The organism is Actinotignum sanguinis, from assembly GCF_003957255.1.
GTDB classification, from domain to species: domain Bacteria; phylum Actinomycetota; class Actinomycetes; order Actinomycetales; family Actinomycetaceae; genus Actinotignum; species Actinotignum sanguinis.
The window spans coordinates 37209-50694 of sequence record NZ_QDIE01000015.1; the positions used below are offsets into that span (position 1 = coordinate 37209).

Here is a 13486-nt window from a genome sequence, read left to right on the forward strand (position 1 = left end):
GGCCCGTACGACGCCGCCGCAGCCAGCCGGCCGCCTGCCTAGCTGGCACGCGATCCTGGCCGGAGCGGCGGTAGTGCTGTATTAATCTTCCATATCCCCGGCGGAGAAACCTGCGGGGAAATCGCCACCGAGCATTTCTTCTTCGGTGCCCGGGGTGGATTCCACATCCACGCGCAAGCCGGTGACCAGGAAGTGCATACGGCGCGCCACGGTGACCCCGTGATCCCCGTAGCGTTCCAGGAAACGGCCCAGCAGCACCACGTCCACGATTTCCTGGTGGCTCATGCCGTTATCTTCGTCGAGAACCAGCTGGAAGGACTGGCGGTGCAGATCGTCAAGAACTTCATCGCGTTCGTCAATCTCGTCGGCGATGGCAAGATCCTGCTTGCGCACGAGCTCTTCCACCTGGCGGCCCACCCGCACGGCCTCATCGGCCATGCGTACGAGCAGGTCATAGCCGGGGCCGCCCACCACGCGTTCGGGGAAACGCCCGCGCGCGATATAGGCAACGTGCCGGGCCAGATCACCCATGCGCTCCAGGGTAATAGCGATGCGCATGGCAGTCACCACGGTCCGCAAATCCGAGGCAACCGGCGCCTGGCGCGCCAGCAGCGAAATAGCCATATCTTCAATCTGACGCTGCAGCTCATCAATATTCGCATCGGCATCGATAACCGATTCCGCCAGGGCCAGGTTGGCGTTCCGCAGCGAATCTGCGGCGTGTTCCATCGCCCGAGCGGCGCTGCGAGCCTGCTTGGCAAGCGTTTCCTCGAGCGTCTTCATTTCGTTGCGGAATTCTTGACGCATTAAAGCTCCTCATTTCTGTGCGCCCGCGGGCGCGTTTGTAGCGCACGGCGGCGCACCACAGGTCTTATTTCAGCAGTATGGGGTTAACACTAGCGGCATATTCCGTAAACAGTAGGTAAATAGCGGGCTTTCGGAGCCGTCGGGCGTGCCAGGCCGCGCTCGGACAGGCTAGTCTGGAACCATGGTTGAAGGAATCGCTGTGCTTGCCGCGGTCTGCGGGGGGATCGCCGTGGGCATTATCGCCTCCCTGGCTTTCGCCTATTCGCAGCGTTCGCTGCGCCCATTGCGGGTGACCGCGCCGGTAGAGCCGGTGGAGGACGCCGTGAAAGTCCTCGAGGCGATTCCGCAATTCTTTGTGCTGGTGTCCGCCCTTGACGTGGTGGAACGGGCCTCTACCCAAGCGTATAGTTTCGGGCTGGTGCGCGATGATCGCCTGGTGCGCCCGGAGTTCATCCAACTGGTGGCGCGGGTGCGCGATACCGGGGAGGTGCTCTCCCGCCCGCTCTCCATTAAACGATCCACGCTGAAAAATCAGAGCGATACCCGCCTGATGGTCTACGCCGCGCCGCTGTCCGGTGGGCGGGTGCTTGTGCTTTTCGAGGACAATACCGAGAAGCTCAAACTGGAAGAAACCCGGCGCGATTTCGTGGCGAATGTTTCCCATGAATTAAAGACCCCGGTGGGGGCAATTTCTTTGCTGGTGGAAACCCTGGAAAGCGCGGCGGATGATCCGCAAGCGGTCCGGCATTTCACCGCCCAGCTAGATACCGAAGTGGTGCGCTTGCGCGGCCTGGTGCAGGATATTATCGAGCTTTCGCGCCTCCAAGAGGGTAATGCCCTCACCACCACGGAACTTGTTGATGTGGATGCGGTGGTGGCCGAATCGGTGGCCCGCATGGATGTGGAAGCCGCTAATCGCGGGGTGAAAATTGTGAGCGGCGGGCAGCCGGGCCTCACGGTTTACGGCGATAGGCGCATGCTCGCCACCGCGATCCGCAATCTGCTGGATAATGCGGTGCGCTATACCCGGCCGCACGGGCGGGTCTCGGTAGCAACATCGCTGGCAGATGGGCAGGTGCTTATTTCCGTCGTCGACCAAGGAGAGGGAATTGACGCGGCGCAACGCGAACGTATTTTTGAGCGTTTCTACCGCGGGGATGCGGCCCGGGATCGTAATTCCGGCGGCTCCGGGATCGGCCTCGCCATCGTCAAACATGTGGTGCAAGACCACGGCGGGCGCATCAAATTATGGAGCAAGGTAGGCCAGGGCTCCACCTTCACCATCTGCCTACCCGAACCCTATATTCCCGAGGCGGCTCCCAGCCCTGAAACTAATGCGCTTGAGCATTCGGAGAGGAAGTAACAAAACACCATGACCACGATTCTTGTTGTTGATGACGAACCTACCTACCGTGACACCCTCGCATTCAACCTGGGCCGGGACGGTTACGAGGTGGTCACCGCCGCGGATGGCACCGCCGCCCTAGAACAATTCCGGGTGGCGCGCCCCGATGTGGTGCTTCTTGATCTCATGCTTCCGGGCATGTCCGGCGAGGAAGTGTGCCGCCGGATTCGAGCCACCTCGGATGTGCCCATCATTATGCTCACCGCCAAGGATTCAGAAATCGATAAGGTGGTCGGTTTGGAGGTAGGGGCGGATGACTATGTCACCAAGCCTTATTCCTACCGGGAACTGGTGGCGCGGGTGCGCGCGGTGCTGCGCCGGGCGAGTACCGGGGCCGCGGACGACGTGGACGAAGACGTGCTGCGCGTGGGCCGGGTAGAAATGGATACCGATAAGCACGAAGTGTATGTGGGCGGAGAACTCATCAGCATGCCGCTGCGGGAATTCGAGCTGCTTGAACTCTTCTTGCGTAATCCGGATCGGGTGCTTACCCGCCCCCAGATTCTTGACCGTATCTGGGGCCTTGATTATATGGGTGATACCAAGACCCTGGATGTGCACGTCAAGCGGATTCGCTCGAAGATTGAGGTGGATCCTTCCGCGCCCACCGCGCTGGTTACGGTGCGTGGGCTCGGTTATAAGCTGGTTTCTGAATAGCGAAGCTGTGGCCCGCACCGCAGCCCTTTGTGGCTTGCAGCGCAAAAAAGATCAGAGACTACACCGTCAATGGTAAAATGTCTATCGGATATGCGCATATTGCGCGAACGCGCAGCGGAGAAAGGGTTCTGATTCAATGCCGTTCAAGGTCGGAGAAACCGTTATTTACCCGCATCACGGGGCAGCGGAAATTACTGATATTTCGGACAAGATTATCAGGGGTGAAAAGCGCACCTACCTCACGCTTAACGTCATGCAGGGCGATATGGTCATTCAGGTTCCGGCCGAATCCATCGAGGAAGTTGGGGTCCGCGATGTCTCCAACGAAGATCAGCTTGAAGTGGTGTTCCGGGTTCTGCGCGAACAGGATGTGGAAGAACCTTCCAATTGGAGCCGGCGTTTCAAGGCGAATACCGAAAAGCTCACCTCGGGAGATGTTAATAAGGTAGCCGAAGTGGTGCGTGACCTCACGCGCCGGGATACGGATCGTCACCTCTCGGCGGGGGAGAAGCGGATGCTCCAGCGCGCGCGCCAGATCCTCTGCTCGGAAATCGCCCTCGCCCGCGAATTGAGCGAAGAAGAAGCCGGTGAGCTTCTTGATGCGATCCTGGCCGAAGGTAACGAAGGCCGGGAACCCAGCTCGGAAGAAGGCGCTGCGGCGTCCGCCTCATCCAACTAAAGAGCGGGGCCTCGCGCCCAGATACACGTGATTGAAGCGGCCTCGGGAATTTCCCGGGCCGCTTCAATCATGGTGGTACGACGCCGCGCCGCCCCCGGCCAGCTGCGACTCAGTCCATCACCGCCGGCCAGCGCGCAGCGAACCGTAGAAGGCAGCCAGCCCCACCGCAAGCACCGCGATGATACCGAGGATGCCGTAGTGGGCCGCGGCATCTCCGCTTACCCCGGCCAGCGCACCGAAGCTCATAATCGCAGCTGAGTAAAGCGCCGGGGTGAGGAAAGAAACCGCGCGGCCGGTGGTGGCATAGAGGCCGAAAAGCTCGCCGCTATTCTCGCGGCCGGCGCGGCGCGCCAGGTAGGTACGCGAAGAACTCTGGACCGGCCCCACGAAAATGCACAGGAGGGAGCCAAAGACCCAGAAGAGGGATTTGCCGGCGTCGTGCATCAAGAACAATACGCAGCCGCACGCGATCATAAGGGTGAGCGACATTAAAATAACGCGGCGCGCGCCGATAATATCTTCCAACCACCCGAAAGCGATGGTCGCAACCCCCGCGATCACATTCGCCGCGATGCCGAAAATCATGACTTCCCCGGGAGTGAAACCGAAAACGCGGGCCGCGAGCACCCCGCCGAAAGCGAAGACACCGGCCAGGCCGTCGCGGTAAATAGCGGAGGAAATCAGGAACCAGAACGTGGAGCGATCCGCGCGCCACAGCCGCGCGATGGAGCGGAAAATAGCCCGGTAGGCGGCGATGACGCCGCGGGATTGTTCCCCGCGCGGGGATTCATCGCGGGAGAGCACCATGAGCGGGGCGGAAAAAATCAGCGTCCACAGTGCGCAGGCGATCATGCAGACGCGAATATTCAAGCCGTTCGTGCTCGTCACTCCGAACCAGCCGGTATCCGGGCTGATGAAGCCAATAAAGAGGATGAGGAGGAGCACGATGCCACCCACGTATCCCATGCCCCAGCCGAAACCTGAGATGCGCCCCAGGGTGGCCGGTGTTGAAATATCGGTGACCATCGCGTTGTAGACTACCGAGCCAATTTCGAAAACGATATTGCCAACGGCCAGCAGCACCACCCCGAGCCACAGGTAGGAAGGCGAAGGCGCCACAAAGAACAGCAGCGCCATGGCACACAATGGTGACGAGGGTGGTGAGGGTGAGGAGGGAGTTTTTCTTCCCCGAACGGTCCGCCCATTGCCCCACCGCCGGGGCGATAAGTGCCACGAGCAGCCCGGCGAGTGCCAAGCCCCAGCCGATGAGCGCATTGGCCTGGTTCCCGAAGAACTTTTCGTTGGAAAGATACGGGGTGAAAACGAAGGTGGTCACAACGGCATTGAAGGCGGCCGAACCCCAGTCCCACAGCGCCCAGGGGAGAACCCGGCGGTTGAAAAGAACGGAACGCGCGGGTGTGCTAGCGCTCGGCGCGGCGGATGCGCCAGCCTGCGGGGCGGCCGGCGGGGTGCTGGCGCCCGGCATCGCGGCAGAAGTGTTATGCATGGCTTCATCGTAGGCGAGGAGGGTAACGGGGCGTTGAACGGCACTGCCCGGCGGGCGGGGAGCGGGTAAACTGGCCACGTGAGCTTCAAGATCTATGATTCGTCCGTCCGTGCCGTCCGGGATTTCGTTCCCCTGGAACCCGGGAAGGTCAGTGTGTACCTGTGCGGCGCCACGGTGCAGGGGTCCCCGCATATCGGGCATATTCGCTCCGCGCTGGCTTTCGATGTGCTGGTGCGGTGGTTGCGCCGCTGCGGCAATGAGGTGCGCCTGGTGCGCAATGTCACCGATATTGACGATAAGATCCTCGATAAATCCGCGCAGGCCGGTGCTCCGTGGTGGGCCTGGGCCTACCGTTTCGAAAAGGAATTCAGCGCCGCCTACCGTACCCTCGGGGTGCTCGATCCCACCTATGAGCCGCGGGCTACCGGGCATGTTCCGCAGATGATCACGCTTATCCAGGAAATCATTGACGCGGGCCACGCCTATGTGGGCAAGCCCGGCAATGTGTATTTCGACGTCGCATCGCTGCCCGATTACGGTTCCCTCACCCGCCAGAAGCTCGAAAATATGGTGGTGGATGAGGAAGGCGGGGAAGCCGATAAGCGCAATCCGCATGATTTCGCGCTGTGGAAGGCACCTAAGCCGGGTGAACCGGAAAGCGCCGCTTGGGATACCCCCTGGGGGCGCGGGCGGCCGGGATGGCACCTGGAGTGCACCGCCATGTCCACCCACTACCTGGGTAAGGAATTTGATATTCACGGTGGCGGCATCGATTTGCGTTTCCCGCACCACGAAAACGAGCAGGCGCAGGCCCACGCGGCGGGGCGGAATTTCGCGCGGTACTGGATGCATAACGCCTGGGTGACTATTAATGACGAAAAAATAAGTAAGTCGCTGGGGAATGTCGTCTCGTTGGAGGATGTTACCGCGCAGGTATCCCCGGCGGTGCTGCGTTTCGCGCTGGGAACGGTCCACTACCGCTCCACCGTGGACTACTCGCCGCAAAACCTGGCGGAAGCCGGGGCGGTGTGGGAGCGCTTGGCCGGATTCGTGGAACGCTCGGTTGCCGCCAGTGAAGAAGTACCGGCGGAAGAAATTGCGGCGGTGGGTCCGGCGGATCTACCCGAAGCATTCGTGCGGGCCCTCGATGACGATCTCAATGTTTCGAGCGGGCTGGCCGCGATCCATGAGGAGGTACGCCGCGGGAACGCCGCGCTCGCGGAGCGGGATAGCTCGGGCGTGCGCGCCGCCCAGGTGCGGGTGCGGGCCATGCTTGATGTGCTCGGGCTTGATCCCCTGGCTGCTCCCTGGCGTAATTCCACCGGGGCGGATAAAGCAACCGCGCGGGCGCTGGGCGCCGTCGTCGATACTATGCTGAAGGAACGCGCGGCCGCGCGCGCCGCGAAAGACTGGGCCCGCGCCGATGCGCTGCGCGATGCGTTGCACGCGGCCGGCATCGCCGTGGAAGATTCGGTGGACGGAGCCCACTGGCACCTGGACAACGCGCAAGAACCCGCCACCGGCGCGGAAAAGTCCGCCACCAACGTAGAAGAATCCGCCACCGGCGCGGAAGAAAAGTAGGAGAAATATGGGAGACGGACGCACCCGGCGCCCCAAGGGCAAGAAGCGCGCCACGGTCGGCTCGGGCGGGAATAACCGCCGGCGCCTGGAGGGCAAGGGCCCCACCCCGAAAGCGGAGGAACGGGTCTACCACAAGGCGTATAAAGAAAAGCAGGTGCGCGATGCTCGCAAGGCGCAAGCGGAGGCGCGCGAGCGTTCTAGCATGAAGCTGCGTCGCGATTTGCATACCGCGCCCGGGCACGAACTGATTTGCGGGCGCAATCCGGTGCGCGAAGCGGTCCGGGCTGGCGTGCCCCTGACCAGGGTCTTTATGCAGACCTCTGCGGTGGGTGATGAACGCCTGGCCGAGCTGGTGGCGCAGGCAACCGCGCTGGGTGCGCCGCTCGTGGAAGTTTCCCACGGCGAGCTCGACCGGATGACGGAGAACGCCGTGCACCAGGGCGTGGCCATTGAAGTGCCGCCCTACGAGTACGCGGATGCAATTGAAGAGGCGCGCGCGGCTCTGGAGCGCCACGAAGCGGGCGGGCCGCTGCCTCTTTTCGTGGCCCTCGATTCGGTGACCGACCCGCATAATCTGGGGGCGGTGCTGCGCAGCGCGGCCGCTTTCAACGCGGACGCGGTTATCGTGCCGGAGCGGCGCGCGGCCGGCGTGAATGCCACGGTGTGGAAAGTTTCGGCCGGGGCAGTGTCCATTGTGCCGACCGCGCGGGTGACGAATCTGGCGGCCACGCTCGATGAACTGAAGAAAATGGGATATTTCGTGGTCGGTTTGGACGGCGGCGGCTCCACCACGGTGGAGAACCTCAGCCTGGCCGATACCCCGCTGGTGCTGGTGACCGGCTCGGAGGGGCGCGGGCTGGCGCGGCTGATTCGCGATAAATGCGATGTGATTGCCTCGATTCCTATCGCCGCGCGCATGGAATCACTCAACGCTGCGGTCGCCACGGGAATTTCGCTCTACCAGGTCGATCGGATCCGGGCACGGATGAACGGAGGGGACAATGTATCAGTGGAGGCCGGTTCGCGGTGAGGTGCAGCGGCTCGACCAGAGCCTGACCAGCCCCGCCCAGTTGGAAGATTTCTTCGCGCGCGAAGGCGTGGTGGTCCGCGGGGATCACGACGGCGATATTTTCCGTTTTGAGATCGCGGTGACCGGGAAACGGCGCCGCGTGGCCACGATCCGGAGCGTGTTGGAGGCGGGTGCCGCCGCGGAGTCCGGAGCCGGGCTTGCGGGTGCCGCGGGCGAGGAGTATGCGGAGAGCGCGCCCACTCAGGAGGAACCGGAGGCGGGCGCGGAGGCGGAGGAGCCCGGGATTGTGCCCGGCCTCAACCTCGTGGATTTCGCTCAAAAAATGGATCATGAGCTGCGCAAAATTCACATTGAAGTGGATGGTTACGTCGTGTACCCGAATATTGATTTGGGTGAGGTGGATGTGACCGAAGCGGATCTCGCCTATGCGGATGCTCATCTTCACAACGACGACGCCGCCGCTGCCGCGGCGGATCCGGCCGCGGGGGAAACCGGCGAGAATGCGCCGGTCTCTGATTCCCCGCTGCTGCCCGGGGACGAAGGCAAAATCCCCACCATGCACAACGGTCCCATGGTCGCCATTTCCGATGTGCCTTTCGCGCGAGTGCCGGGCTTGGCGGCGCGGATCAAAAAGCCGGTGGCGGTTTTGGAACACGGGAACGCCAATGTGATGGTGACAGATGTCCCCCTGGCCCGCGATGCGGAGATCGGGCGGCGGCCCGGTTTCGTCATCGTGCTATCCACCGCGGGGGCGGCGCCGAGCTGGCGCAACCCTGTTCTGGTCATCCGGCAGAACTCCGGGATTACCTACTGGAAATGGCTTGATACCCTCCAGGATCTCCCGCACGTGGAGGCCAATAGCGCCGCCGCGGCTTTTTCCCGGGAAGAACTCGGCGCGGGTGCGCGGGTGCGGCGTATCCTCGATGATTTCCCCGAGGTAGATGCCGGGGATCTGACCGAGGCGCTTACCGCTCCGGTATCGGAAGCGGTGCCGCGTTTCCTCGAGGTGCTGGGCCTGCCGGCGGCGGTGGGCGAAGTGCTGCGCGGGGAGCGGGAAGCCGCGGATATTCCGGAGGCTACCGTTTTCACGCCGCAGGCTTTCCCGGAGCGCATGAAAGCATCCCTGGCGTATGAGGTATCCGGCTACGGTTCCGCCCCTGCCGGGATGTGGAAGGTATATCGGCGTCTCTACCTGGATCATCCGCGCCTGCTGGAGATTATTTCGTCGGCGCAGGCCGGGCTGGGCTTGGCGATGGTTATCGCCGGGGCGCGGCGCTGGAATAAACGCGGGTATCGTGCGCTGACCATCGCGGGCGGGGCACTGGGCGCGAATGCCCTGGTGCGCATTCTTACCACCCAGTGGCTCAACGCCGCCCTAGAGGCCGAAGGTCTCAACCCGAGCCTCGCCACACAAGCATCCGAACCTTCCGAGGAGGATCCCCATGAGTGAAAACACCCAGGTAGAAGGCTTCCTCGAAGCTTTTTGGGCCCGTGCTGTCACACGCGGGAAAATCAACCCGCTCGAAGTCATCACGGGCGGCGAATCGATTTCCGCTTTCCGGCCGCCAGCTTGTAGCTTCGGGCTCACCGCGGCGGAAGCCACCGAGATCGCGGAGCTTATCGTGGCGGGGAAGAAAACTGCGACGTCGAGCTGGGCGGATAGCTACCGCGCCGAAGAGGTGCCGCTTCCCGAAAAAGGTGATTTAGCGATTGTGCTGGATGGGGCGGAGCGCCCGCGTGCCCTTATCCGCACCGATAGCGTGGAAGTTATGCCCTTCGCGGAGGTGGGCGCGGATATCGCGCTGGCCGAAGGGGAAGGAGATGGCAGCTTAGAGAGCTGGCGCGCTGCCCACGCGGAGTTTTTCCGAACGGAAGCGGCAGCCACCGGGCTGGAATTCAATCCGGCGGGTGATGTGGTGGTGGAGCGCTTCACCGTGCTGTACTCGGACCGCGATGATCACCTCGGGCCGGGCGCGGTGGCCGGAAAATAACGCGGTGCGCGCAAACTAGCCTCGCGCAAAGCACACGCCGGCCGGGAGCCCTGCGGGAGCCGTGTAGGAGCCCTGCGCGAGCCGTGCCGGGCACCTAAAAGTGCCGCCTACTTCCGCGCTTCGCTGACCGGCACGCAGCTTTCCGGGGAGGTGAGTTGCCCGTCGGTGAGCTGGGCGGCCGCATCTTCCGGGCTGCGCAGCGCATCGAATTTCTCACCCAGGATCACCGTGACTGTTTGGCCCGTGGTGTCATTAGAGAACCCCACCACCGAATCAGGAATGTACGTGGCTAGGGTGTAGGCAGCAGCCAGGCCATCGGGGCCGGCCTGCACAATAGCACCATATTTATCTACACCGGCTGGCCAGTTCGCCGTCGTTCCTACGGTGACCCCCATTTCCGCGAGGTTATGCGCAACTTCCGCCGCAAGTCCGCTCGAGGACGTGGAGTTATACACATTCGCGTTAATTTTCGAGAGCTCCAGCGGGGCGGTGGGAGCACTCAGGCAGGGGATGGTGACTTCATCGGGATCCGGATCGGCGGCGAATTCCTTATTGAGCGGGGAAGGGATAATGCCGAGCCAGATGAGCAGGCAAAGGGCAAAAACAATCGCGAGCGCCCCGGACACGATGCTGAACACCACGGTCTGGCGCTGCTGGATCTTACGACGGTAGGCCTCGCGGGGCCCAAGATGCTGCTGGGTCACGGGTTTAACGCTAGTTCACCGGCCCCAAAAAAGCAGCTGCGCGCGCTGGGAGATAGCCCGCATTGCCGTGCGCGTGAGTGTGGTGGGGCAGGTGCCAGCACGCGGCGGCTAAGTGGTGTGGGTGCGCTGGCTACTCAGGTGTATGCTCATGCAGGCATTGTGACACATCCCATCTCCCCTCGTTTACGTAGTGTTTACCTAGTTTTTGAGCGGTAGCGGCGTCGTCGCACCTGTGAAGCGAGCCGCGCGGGACTTGCGGTGCCCACAAAAAGCCATACACTAATTCAGGTTCAAACGAGTGTGGACGGGCCGGTCGCCACGCGGTACCCCGGTCGCCACTGCGAGATTGCGAACCCATTCCTTCTGATGTGCGGGTAAACCCGCGCGAAGAGCAACGAGGAGAGCATTCATGGCACAAGTATGGAAACTTCACGGCGACGGTGTGCGCATCGCGCCGGGTGAGGTGGTTCAACCGGACGAACGGCTGGGGTGGCCAGCCACAATCGGCATTGGAATGCAGCACGTTGTTGCAATGTTTGGCGCAACGTTCCTCGTTCCCCTACTAACGGGTTTCGATCCTTCGACGACATTGTTCTTCACGGGATGCGGAACCCTTCTTTTTATCCTTATTACCGCCGGAAAATTGCCCAGTTACCTGGGCTCTTCTTTTGCCCTCATCGCGCCCATCGGTGCGGTGACCGGCTACACCCAGGGCGGCGGACCCATTGATTCGCACGGGATGGCGCTCGCGCAGGGTGGCATTATTTCGACGGGCGCGGCCCTGCTGGTGGTCGGCCTCATCGTCATGGTTTTCGGTGCGGGGTGGATCGATAAGCTCATGCCCCCGGTGGTGACCGGCACGATCGTGGCTCTTATCGGCTTCAACCTGGCTCCCGCGGCCTGGAATAACGTCAAGGCGGCGCCGGTGACGGCGGTCGTCACTATCGTGGCGGTGCTCGCGGTGACGGTGCTCTTCAAGGGCATTATCGGGCGCCTGTCCATCCTTATCGGCGTCATTATCGGCTACGTGTGCGCCTGCATCCGCGGCGAAGTGGACTTCAGCGCGATTGGCGATGCCAGCTGGGTGGGTATCCCCACCTTCCACGCCCCGGCTTTCGACGTGTCCACCCTCGGGTTGTTCGTACCGGTGGTGCTGGTGCTTATTGCGGAGAACGTGGGCCACGTGAAGTCGGTGTCCGCGATGACCGGGCGTAATCTGGACGGCGTGACCGGCCGCGCCCTGTTCGCTGACGGCCTGTCCACCGTCTTCGCCGGTGCCGGCGGGGGATCGGGTACCACAACGTACGCGGAAAACATCGGCGTGATGGCCGCGACCCGCGTCTACTCGACCGCGGCCTACATCGTTGCGGCGGTGACTGCCCTGCTGCTGTCCATGTTCCCGAAGTTCGGTGTGGTTGTTGCGACGATTCCTCCCGGGGTTCTTGGCGGGGCGGCCACGATTCTTTACGGCATGATCGGGATGCTCGGGGTGCGTATCTGGGTGCAGAATCGCGTGGACTTCTCCGACCCGGTCAATCTCAATACCGCCGCGGTGGCGATGGTGGTTGCGATCGCGAACTACACCTGGGTGGTGGGGGATATGGTCTTTGAGGGGATCGCGCTTGGTTCCTTCGGTGCCATTATCATCTACCACTGCATGCGCGCGGTATCGCGCCTGCGCGGTACGTCCCTCGAACCGGCGACGCCGGCCTCGGCCCCGGCAGGTACCGAAGTTGTGGAAGGTCACCTGGAGCGGTCCTGGGATGTGCAGCCTGATGGCAAGCTCGCGCGCACGCCGGCGAGCCAGCGGGTGCAGAGTGCCCCGGAGCTTGCGGATCTCGTGGAAATTGCGGGGATTGCGGAAGGTGCGAGCGGTGCCCGCGGTCCGGAGGCTGCGGATAGCGCGCGCGGCGCGGACGTTTCGCGCGATGCTTCGCACGGCGCTTCGCACGGCGCAGACGGTACGCACGCTAGCAACTAGTAGCAGCATGGTGTAGCACGACGGCGCAGCTAGGCGGCCCGGACTTTGCCACATAAGGTACGGGCCGGGGTGGGAGCTGGGTCGGCCTCAATAAATAAATGGATGGACGCGGGGCGGGAAGCTGAAGAAGTTTCCCGCCCCGCGGCGCTTATGCCGTGACGGCTGTGACGGCTGGTCTGAGAGTGAGCTGAGAGTGAGGCTGAAACCGCTATTTTCGACGTGCCCTAAGTTCCCAAATTTCGATGTACCCCACAAGTTCCCCACGAGTCACACGCGTCCCTGCGGGGGTGCTATGTGTTGTCAGAGCTGTACTGCATTTGTCGTACACGCGCAGTACACCTCGGAAAAACAACCCTGCCCTGCTGGTGGCCCGGTAGGTCGGAGTGTTTAGCGACTTGACACACTGGTGTTTAGTTACTAAATTTATGGGCGCGAAGGCGAGAGGAATCAACAAACGCATTGAGTGAGCGGGAGGCGAGTGTGTCCGGCAAGAAGGCTCACATCGCCGCTACAAGCTCACGCGCGACGGACGAACCGTTTTCGCAACCGTTCCACAACACGGAAGTTACGGCATTCGCATCGGAACCTTGAAAACTATCGAAAAACAACTCGCTCCAATACTTGGGAAAGGGTGGCTCACAACATGAGAACCTATCGCGTTACCGTAACCCGCGAAGAAAGCGACTGGCTTGGGCAGTGTGCTGAATATCCCGAAGCGGTAGACTTTGCCCCCACTCTCAAAAAACTGTGCGAAGGAATGGTGGACGCAATCGTTCTTGCTGCAGATTTACCCAGCGGAGCTAAATTTAATATCCAGTTGGAAGCTGGGGAAGGCCTGAGTCCGGAGCTCAACGTGGCGTTCGCAATCGCGAACAGGCGCCTTGAGCTCCGAGCTGAACAGGCGCGTCTGCAAGAAGCGACTTTGCATTCCATACATGTTTTGCGGGAGGAAGGGTACTCTACGCGGGACATTGCGTCGGCTCTCGGCATTACTGCGGGGCGTGTGAGCCAGCTTGCGGGTAAATAGACAGAAATGGTTGCTAATACCCAGACTTTCCCTCGCTATACCAACACAAAGTCCGGGTCGTTGAGCTTTCCGGCCTCAATAGCCTTGCATACTTGACAAACACCGGGATATCCACAT

General features: G+C 62.1%; 12 protein-coding genes and 1 pseudogene. 10 read left to right on the plus strand and 3 right to left on the minus strand.

Annotation, left to right across the window (positions count from 1 at the left end; translation table 11 throughout):
* Nucleotides 1-81: 81 nt before the first annotated feature.
* Complete coding sequence (gene phoU / locus DDD64_RS05120) at nucleotides 82-807, minus strand: phosphate signaling complex protein PhoU (RefSeq protein WP_016443350.1); 726 nt, start codon at nucleotides 805-807, stop codon at nucleotides 82-84.
* Nucleotides 808-988: 181 nt separating this feature from the next.
* On the opposite strand from phoU, the gene DDD64_RS05125 reads away from it, so the two are divergent.
* The 3 genes from DDD64_RS05125 (at nucleotide 989) to DDD64_RS05135 (ending at nucleotide 3548) form a co-directional block, all read left to right on the plus strand.
* Nucleotides 989-2170, plus strand: a complete 1182-nt coding sequence (locus DDD64_RS05125) for a sensor histidine kinase (protein WP_241227416.1) — start codon at nucleotides 989-991, stop codon at nucleotides 2168-2170.
* 9 nt (nucleotides 2171-2179) lie between these two features.
* Nucleotides 2180-2869 (plus strand): response regulator, encoded by a 690-nt coding sequence (locus DDD64_RS05130; RefSeq protein WP_016443352.1) that lies wholly within the window; start codon nucleotides 2180-2182, stop codon nucleotides 2867-2869.
* Nucleotides 2870-3005: 136 nt separating this feature from the next.
* Nucleotides 3006-3548 (plus strand): CarD family transcriptional regulator, encoded by a 543-nt coding sequence (locus DDD64_RS05135; RefSeq protein WP_126135337.1) that lies wholly within the window; start codon nucleotides 3006-3008, stop codon nucleotides 3546-3548.
* A 117-nt stretch (nucleotides 3549-3665) separates the two neighbouring features.
* On the opposite strand, the gene DDD64_RS05140 is transcribed toward DDD64_RS05135, so the two are convergent.
* A complete protein-coding gene (locus tag DDD64_RS05140; protein ID WP_241227418.1) occupies nucleotides 3666-4685 on the minus strand; it encodes an MFS transporter in 1020 nt (339 codons plus the stop codon).
* Nucleotides 4686-5133: 448 nt separating this feature from the next.
* Here DDD64_RS05140 and cysS point away from each other — a divergent pair, with 448 nt between their 5' ends.
* The 4 genes from cysS to DDD64_RS05160 are packed head-to-tail and all read left to right on the plus strand — an operon-like array spanning nucleotide 5134 to nucleotide 9657.
* Entirely contained in the window at nucleotides 5134-6636 is a 1503-nt protein-coding gene (cysS, locus tag DDD64_RS05145) for a cysteine--tRNA ligase (protein WP_126135338.1), read from the plus strand.
* A 7-nt stretch (nucleotides 6637-6643) separates the two neighbouring features.
* Nucleotides 6644-7666: a 23S rRNA (guanosine(2251)-2'-O)-methyltransferase RlmB gene (gene rlmB / locus DDD64_RS05150; protein ID WP_126135339.1), complete on the plus strand. Its 1023-nt coding sequence runs from the start codon at nucleotides 6644-6646 to the stop codon at nucleotides 7664-7666.
* On the plus strand, nucleotides 7638-9116 hold the full coding sequence (locus DDD64_RS05155; protein ID WP_126135340.1) for a hypothetical protein: 1479 nt from the start codon (nucleotides 7638-7640) through the stop codon (nucleotides 9114-9116). The genes rlmB and DDD64_RS05155 overlap by 29 nt, the downstream gene beginning before the upstream one ends.
* On the plus strand, nucleotides 9109-9657 hold the full coding sequence (locus DDD64_RS05160; protein WP_126135341.1) for an ASCH domain-containing protein: 549 nt from the start codon (nucleotides 9109-9111) through the stop codon (nucleotides 9655-9657). The genes DDD64_RS05155 and DDD64_RS05160 overlap by 8 nt, the downstream gene beginning before the upstream one ends.
* 107 nt (nucleotides 9658-9764) lie before the next feature.
* On the opposite strand, the gene DDD64_RS05165 is transcribed toward DDD64_RS05160, so the two are convergent.
* Nucleotides 9765-10361 carry a LytR C-terminal domain-containing protein gene (locus DDD64_RS05165; RefSeq protein ID WP_126135342.1) on the minus strand — a complete coding sequence of 199 codons (597 nt, stop codon included), beginning with the start codon at nucleotides 10359-10361 and terminating at the stop codon, nucleotides 9765-9767.
* Nucleotides 10362-10770: 409 nt separating this feature from the next.
* On the opposite strand from DDD64_RS05165, the gene DDD64_RS05170 reads away from it, so the two are divergent.
* From DDD64_RS05170 to DDD64_RS05180, 3 genes and pseudogenes are all read left to right on the plus strand, one after another.
* Nucleotides 10771-12342, plus strand: coding sequence for a uracil-xanthine permease family protein (locus DDD64_RS05170; protein ID WP_126135343.1), 1572 nt, complete (start codon nucleotides 10771-10773; stop codon nucleotides 12340-12342).
* 482 nt (nucleotides 12343-12824) lie between these two features.
* Nucleotides 12825-12989 (plus strand): annotated as a pseudogene (locus DDD64_RS09045) (type II toxin-antitoxin system HicA family toxin); the annotation flags it as partial.
* Complete coding sequence (locus DDD64_RS05180; RefSeq protein WP_126135344.1) at nucleotides 12986-13369, plus strand: hypothetical protein; 384 nt, start codon at nucleotides 12986-12988, stop codon at nucleotides 13367-13369. The pseudogene DDD64_RS09045 and the gene DDD64_RS05180, both read left to right, overlap by 4 nt.
* The last annotated feature ends 117 nt before the right edge of the window (nucleotides 13370-13486 follow it).

What these genes read in the sequence shown, in the direction of transcription:
- phoU (WP_016443350.1), bottom strand. Translation starts at nt 807, where the DNA reads ATGCGTCAAGAATTCCGCAACGAAATGAAGACGCTCGAGGAAACGCTT.
- DDD64_RS05155 (WP_126135340.1), top strand. Translation starts at nt 7,638, where the DNA reads ATGTATCAGTGGAGGCCGGTTCGCGGTGAGGTGCAGCGGCTCGACCAG.
- DDD64_RS05160 (WP_126135341.1), top strand. Translation starts at nt 9,109, where the DNA reads ATGAGTGAAAACACCCAGGTAGAAGGCTTCCTCGAAGCTTTTTGGGCC.
- DDD64_RS05140 (WP_241227418.1), bottom strand. Translation starts at nt 4,685, where the DNA reads ATGGCGCTGCTGTTCTTTGTGGCGCCTTCGCCTTCCTACCTGTGGCTC.
- DDD64_RS05125 (WP_241227416.1), top strand. Translation starts at nt 989, where the DNA reads ATGGTTGAAGGAATCGCTGTGCTTGCCGCGGTCTGCGGGGGGATCGCC.
- DDD64_RS05180 (WP_126135344.1), top strand. Translation starts at nt 12,986, where the DNA reads ATGAGAACCTATCGCGTTACCGTAACCCGCGAAGAAAGCGACTGGCTT.
- rlmB (WP_126135339.1), top strand. Translation starts at nt 6,644, where the DNA reads ATGGGAGACGGACGCACCCGGCGCCCCAAGGGCAAGAAGCGCGCCACG.
- DDD64_RS05135 (WP_126135337.1), top strand. Translation starts at nt 3,006, where the DNA reads ATGCCGTTCAAGGTCGGAGAAACCGTTATTTACCCGCATCACGGGGCA.
- DDD64_RS05130 (WP_016443352.1), top strand. Translation starts at nt 2,180, where the DNA reads ATGACCACGATTCTTGTTGTTGATGACGAACCTACCTACCGTGACACC.
- DDD64_RS05170 (WP_126135343.1), top strand. Translation starts at nt 10,771, where the DNA reads ATGGCACAAGTATGGAAACTTCACGGCGACGGTGTGCGCATCGCGCCG.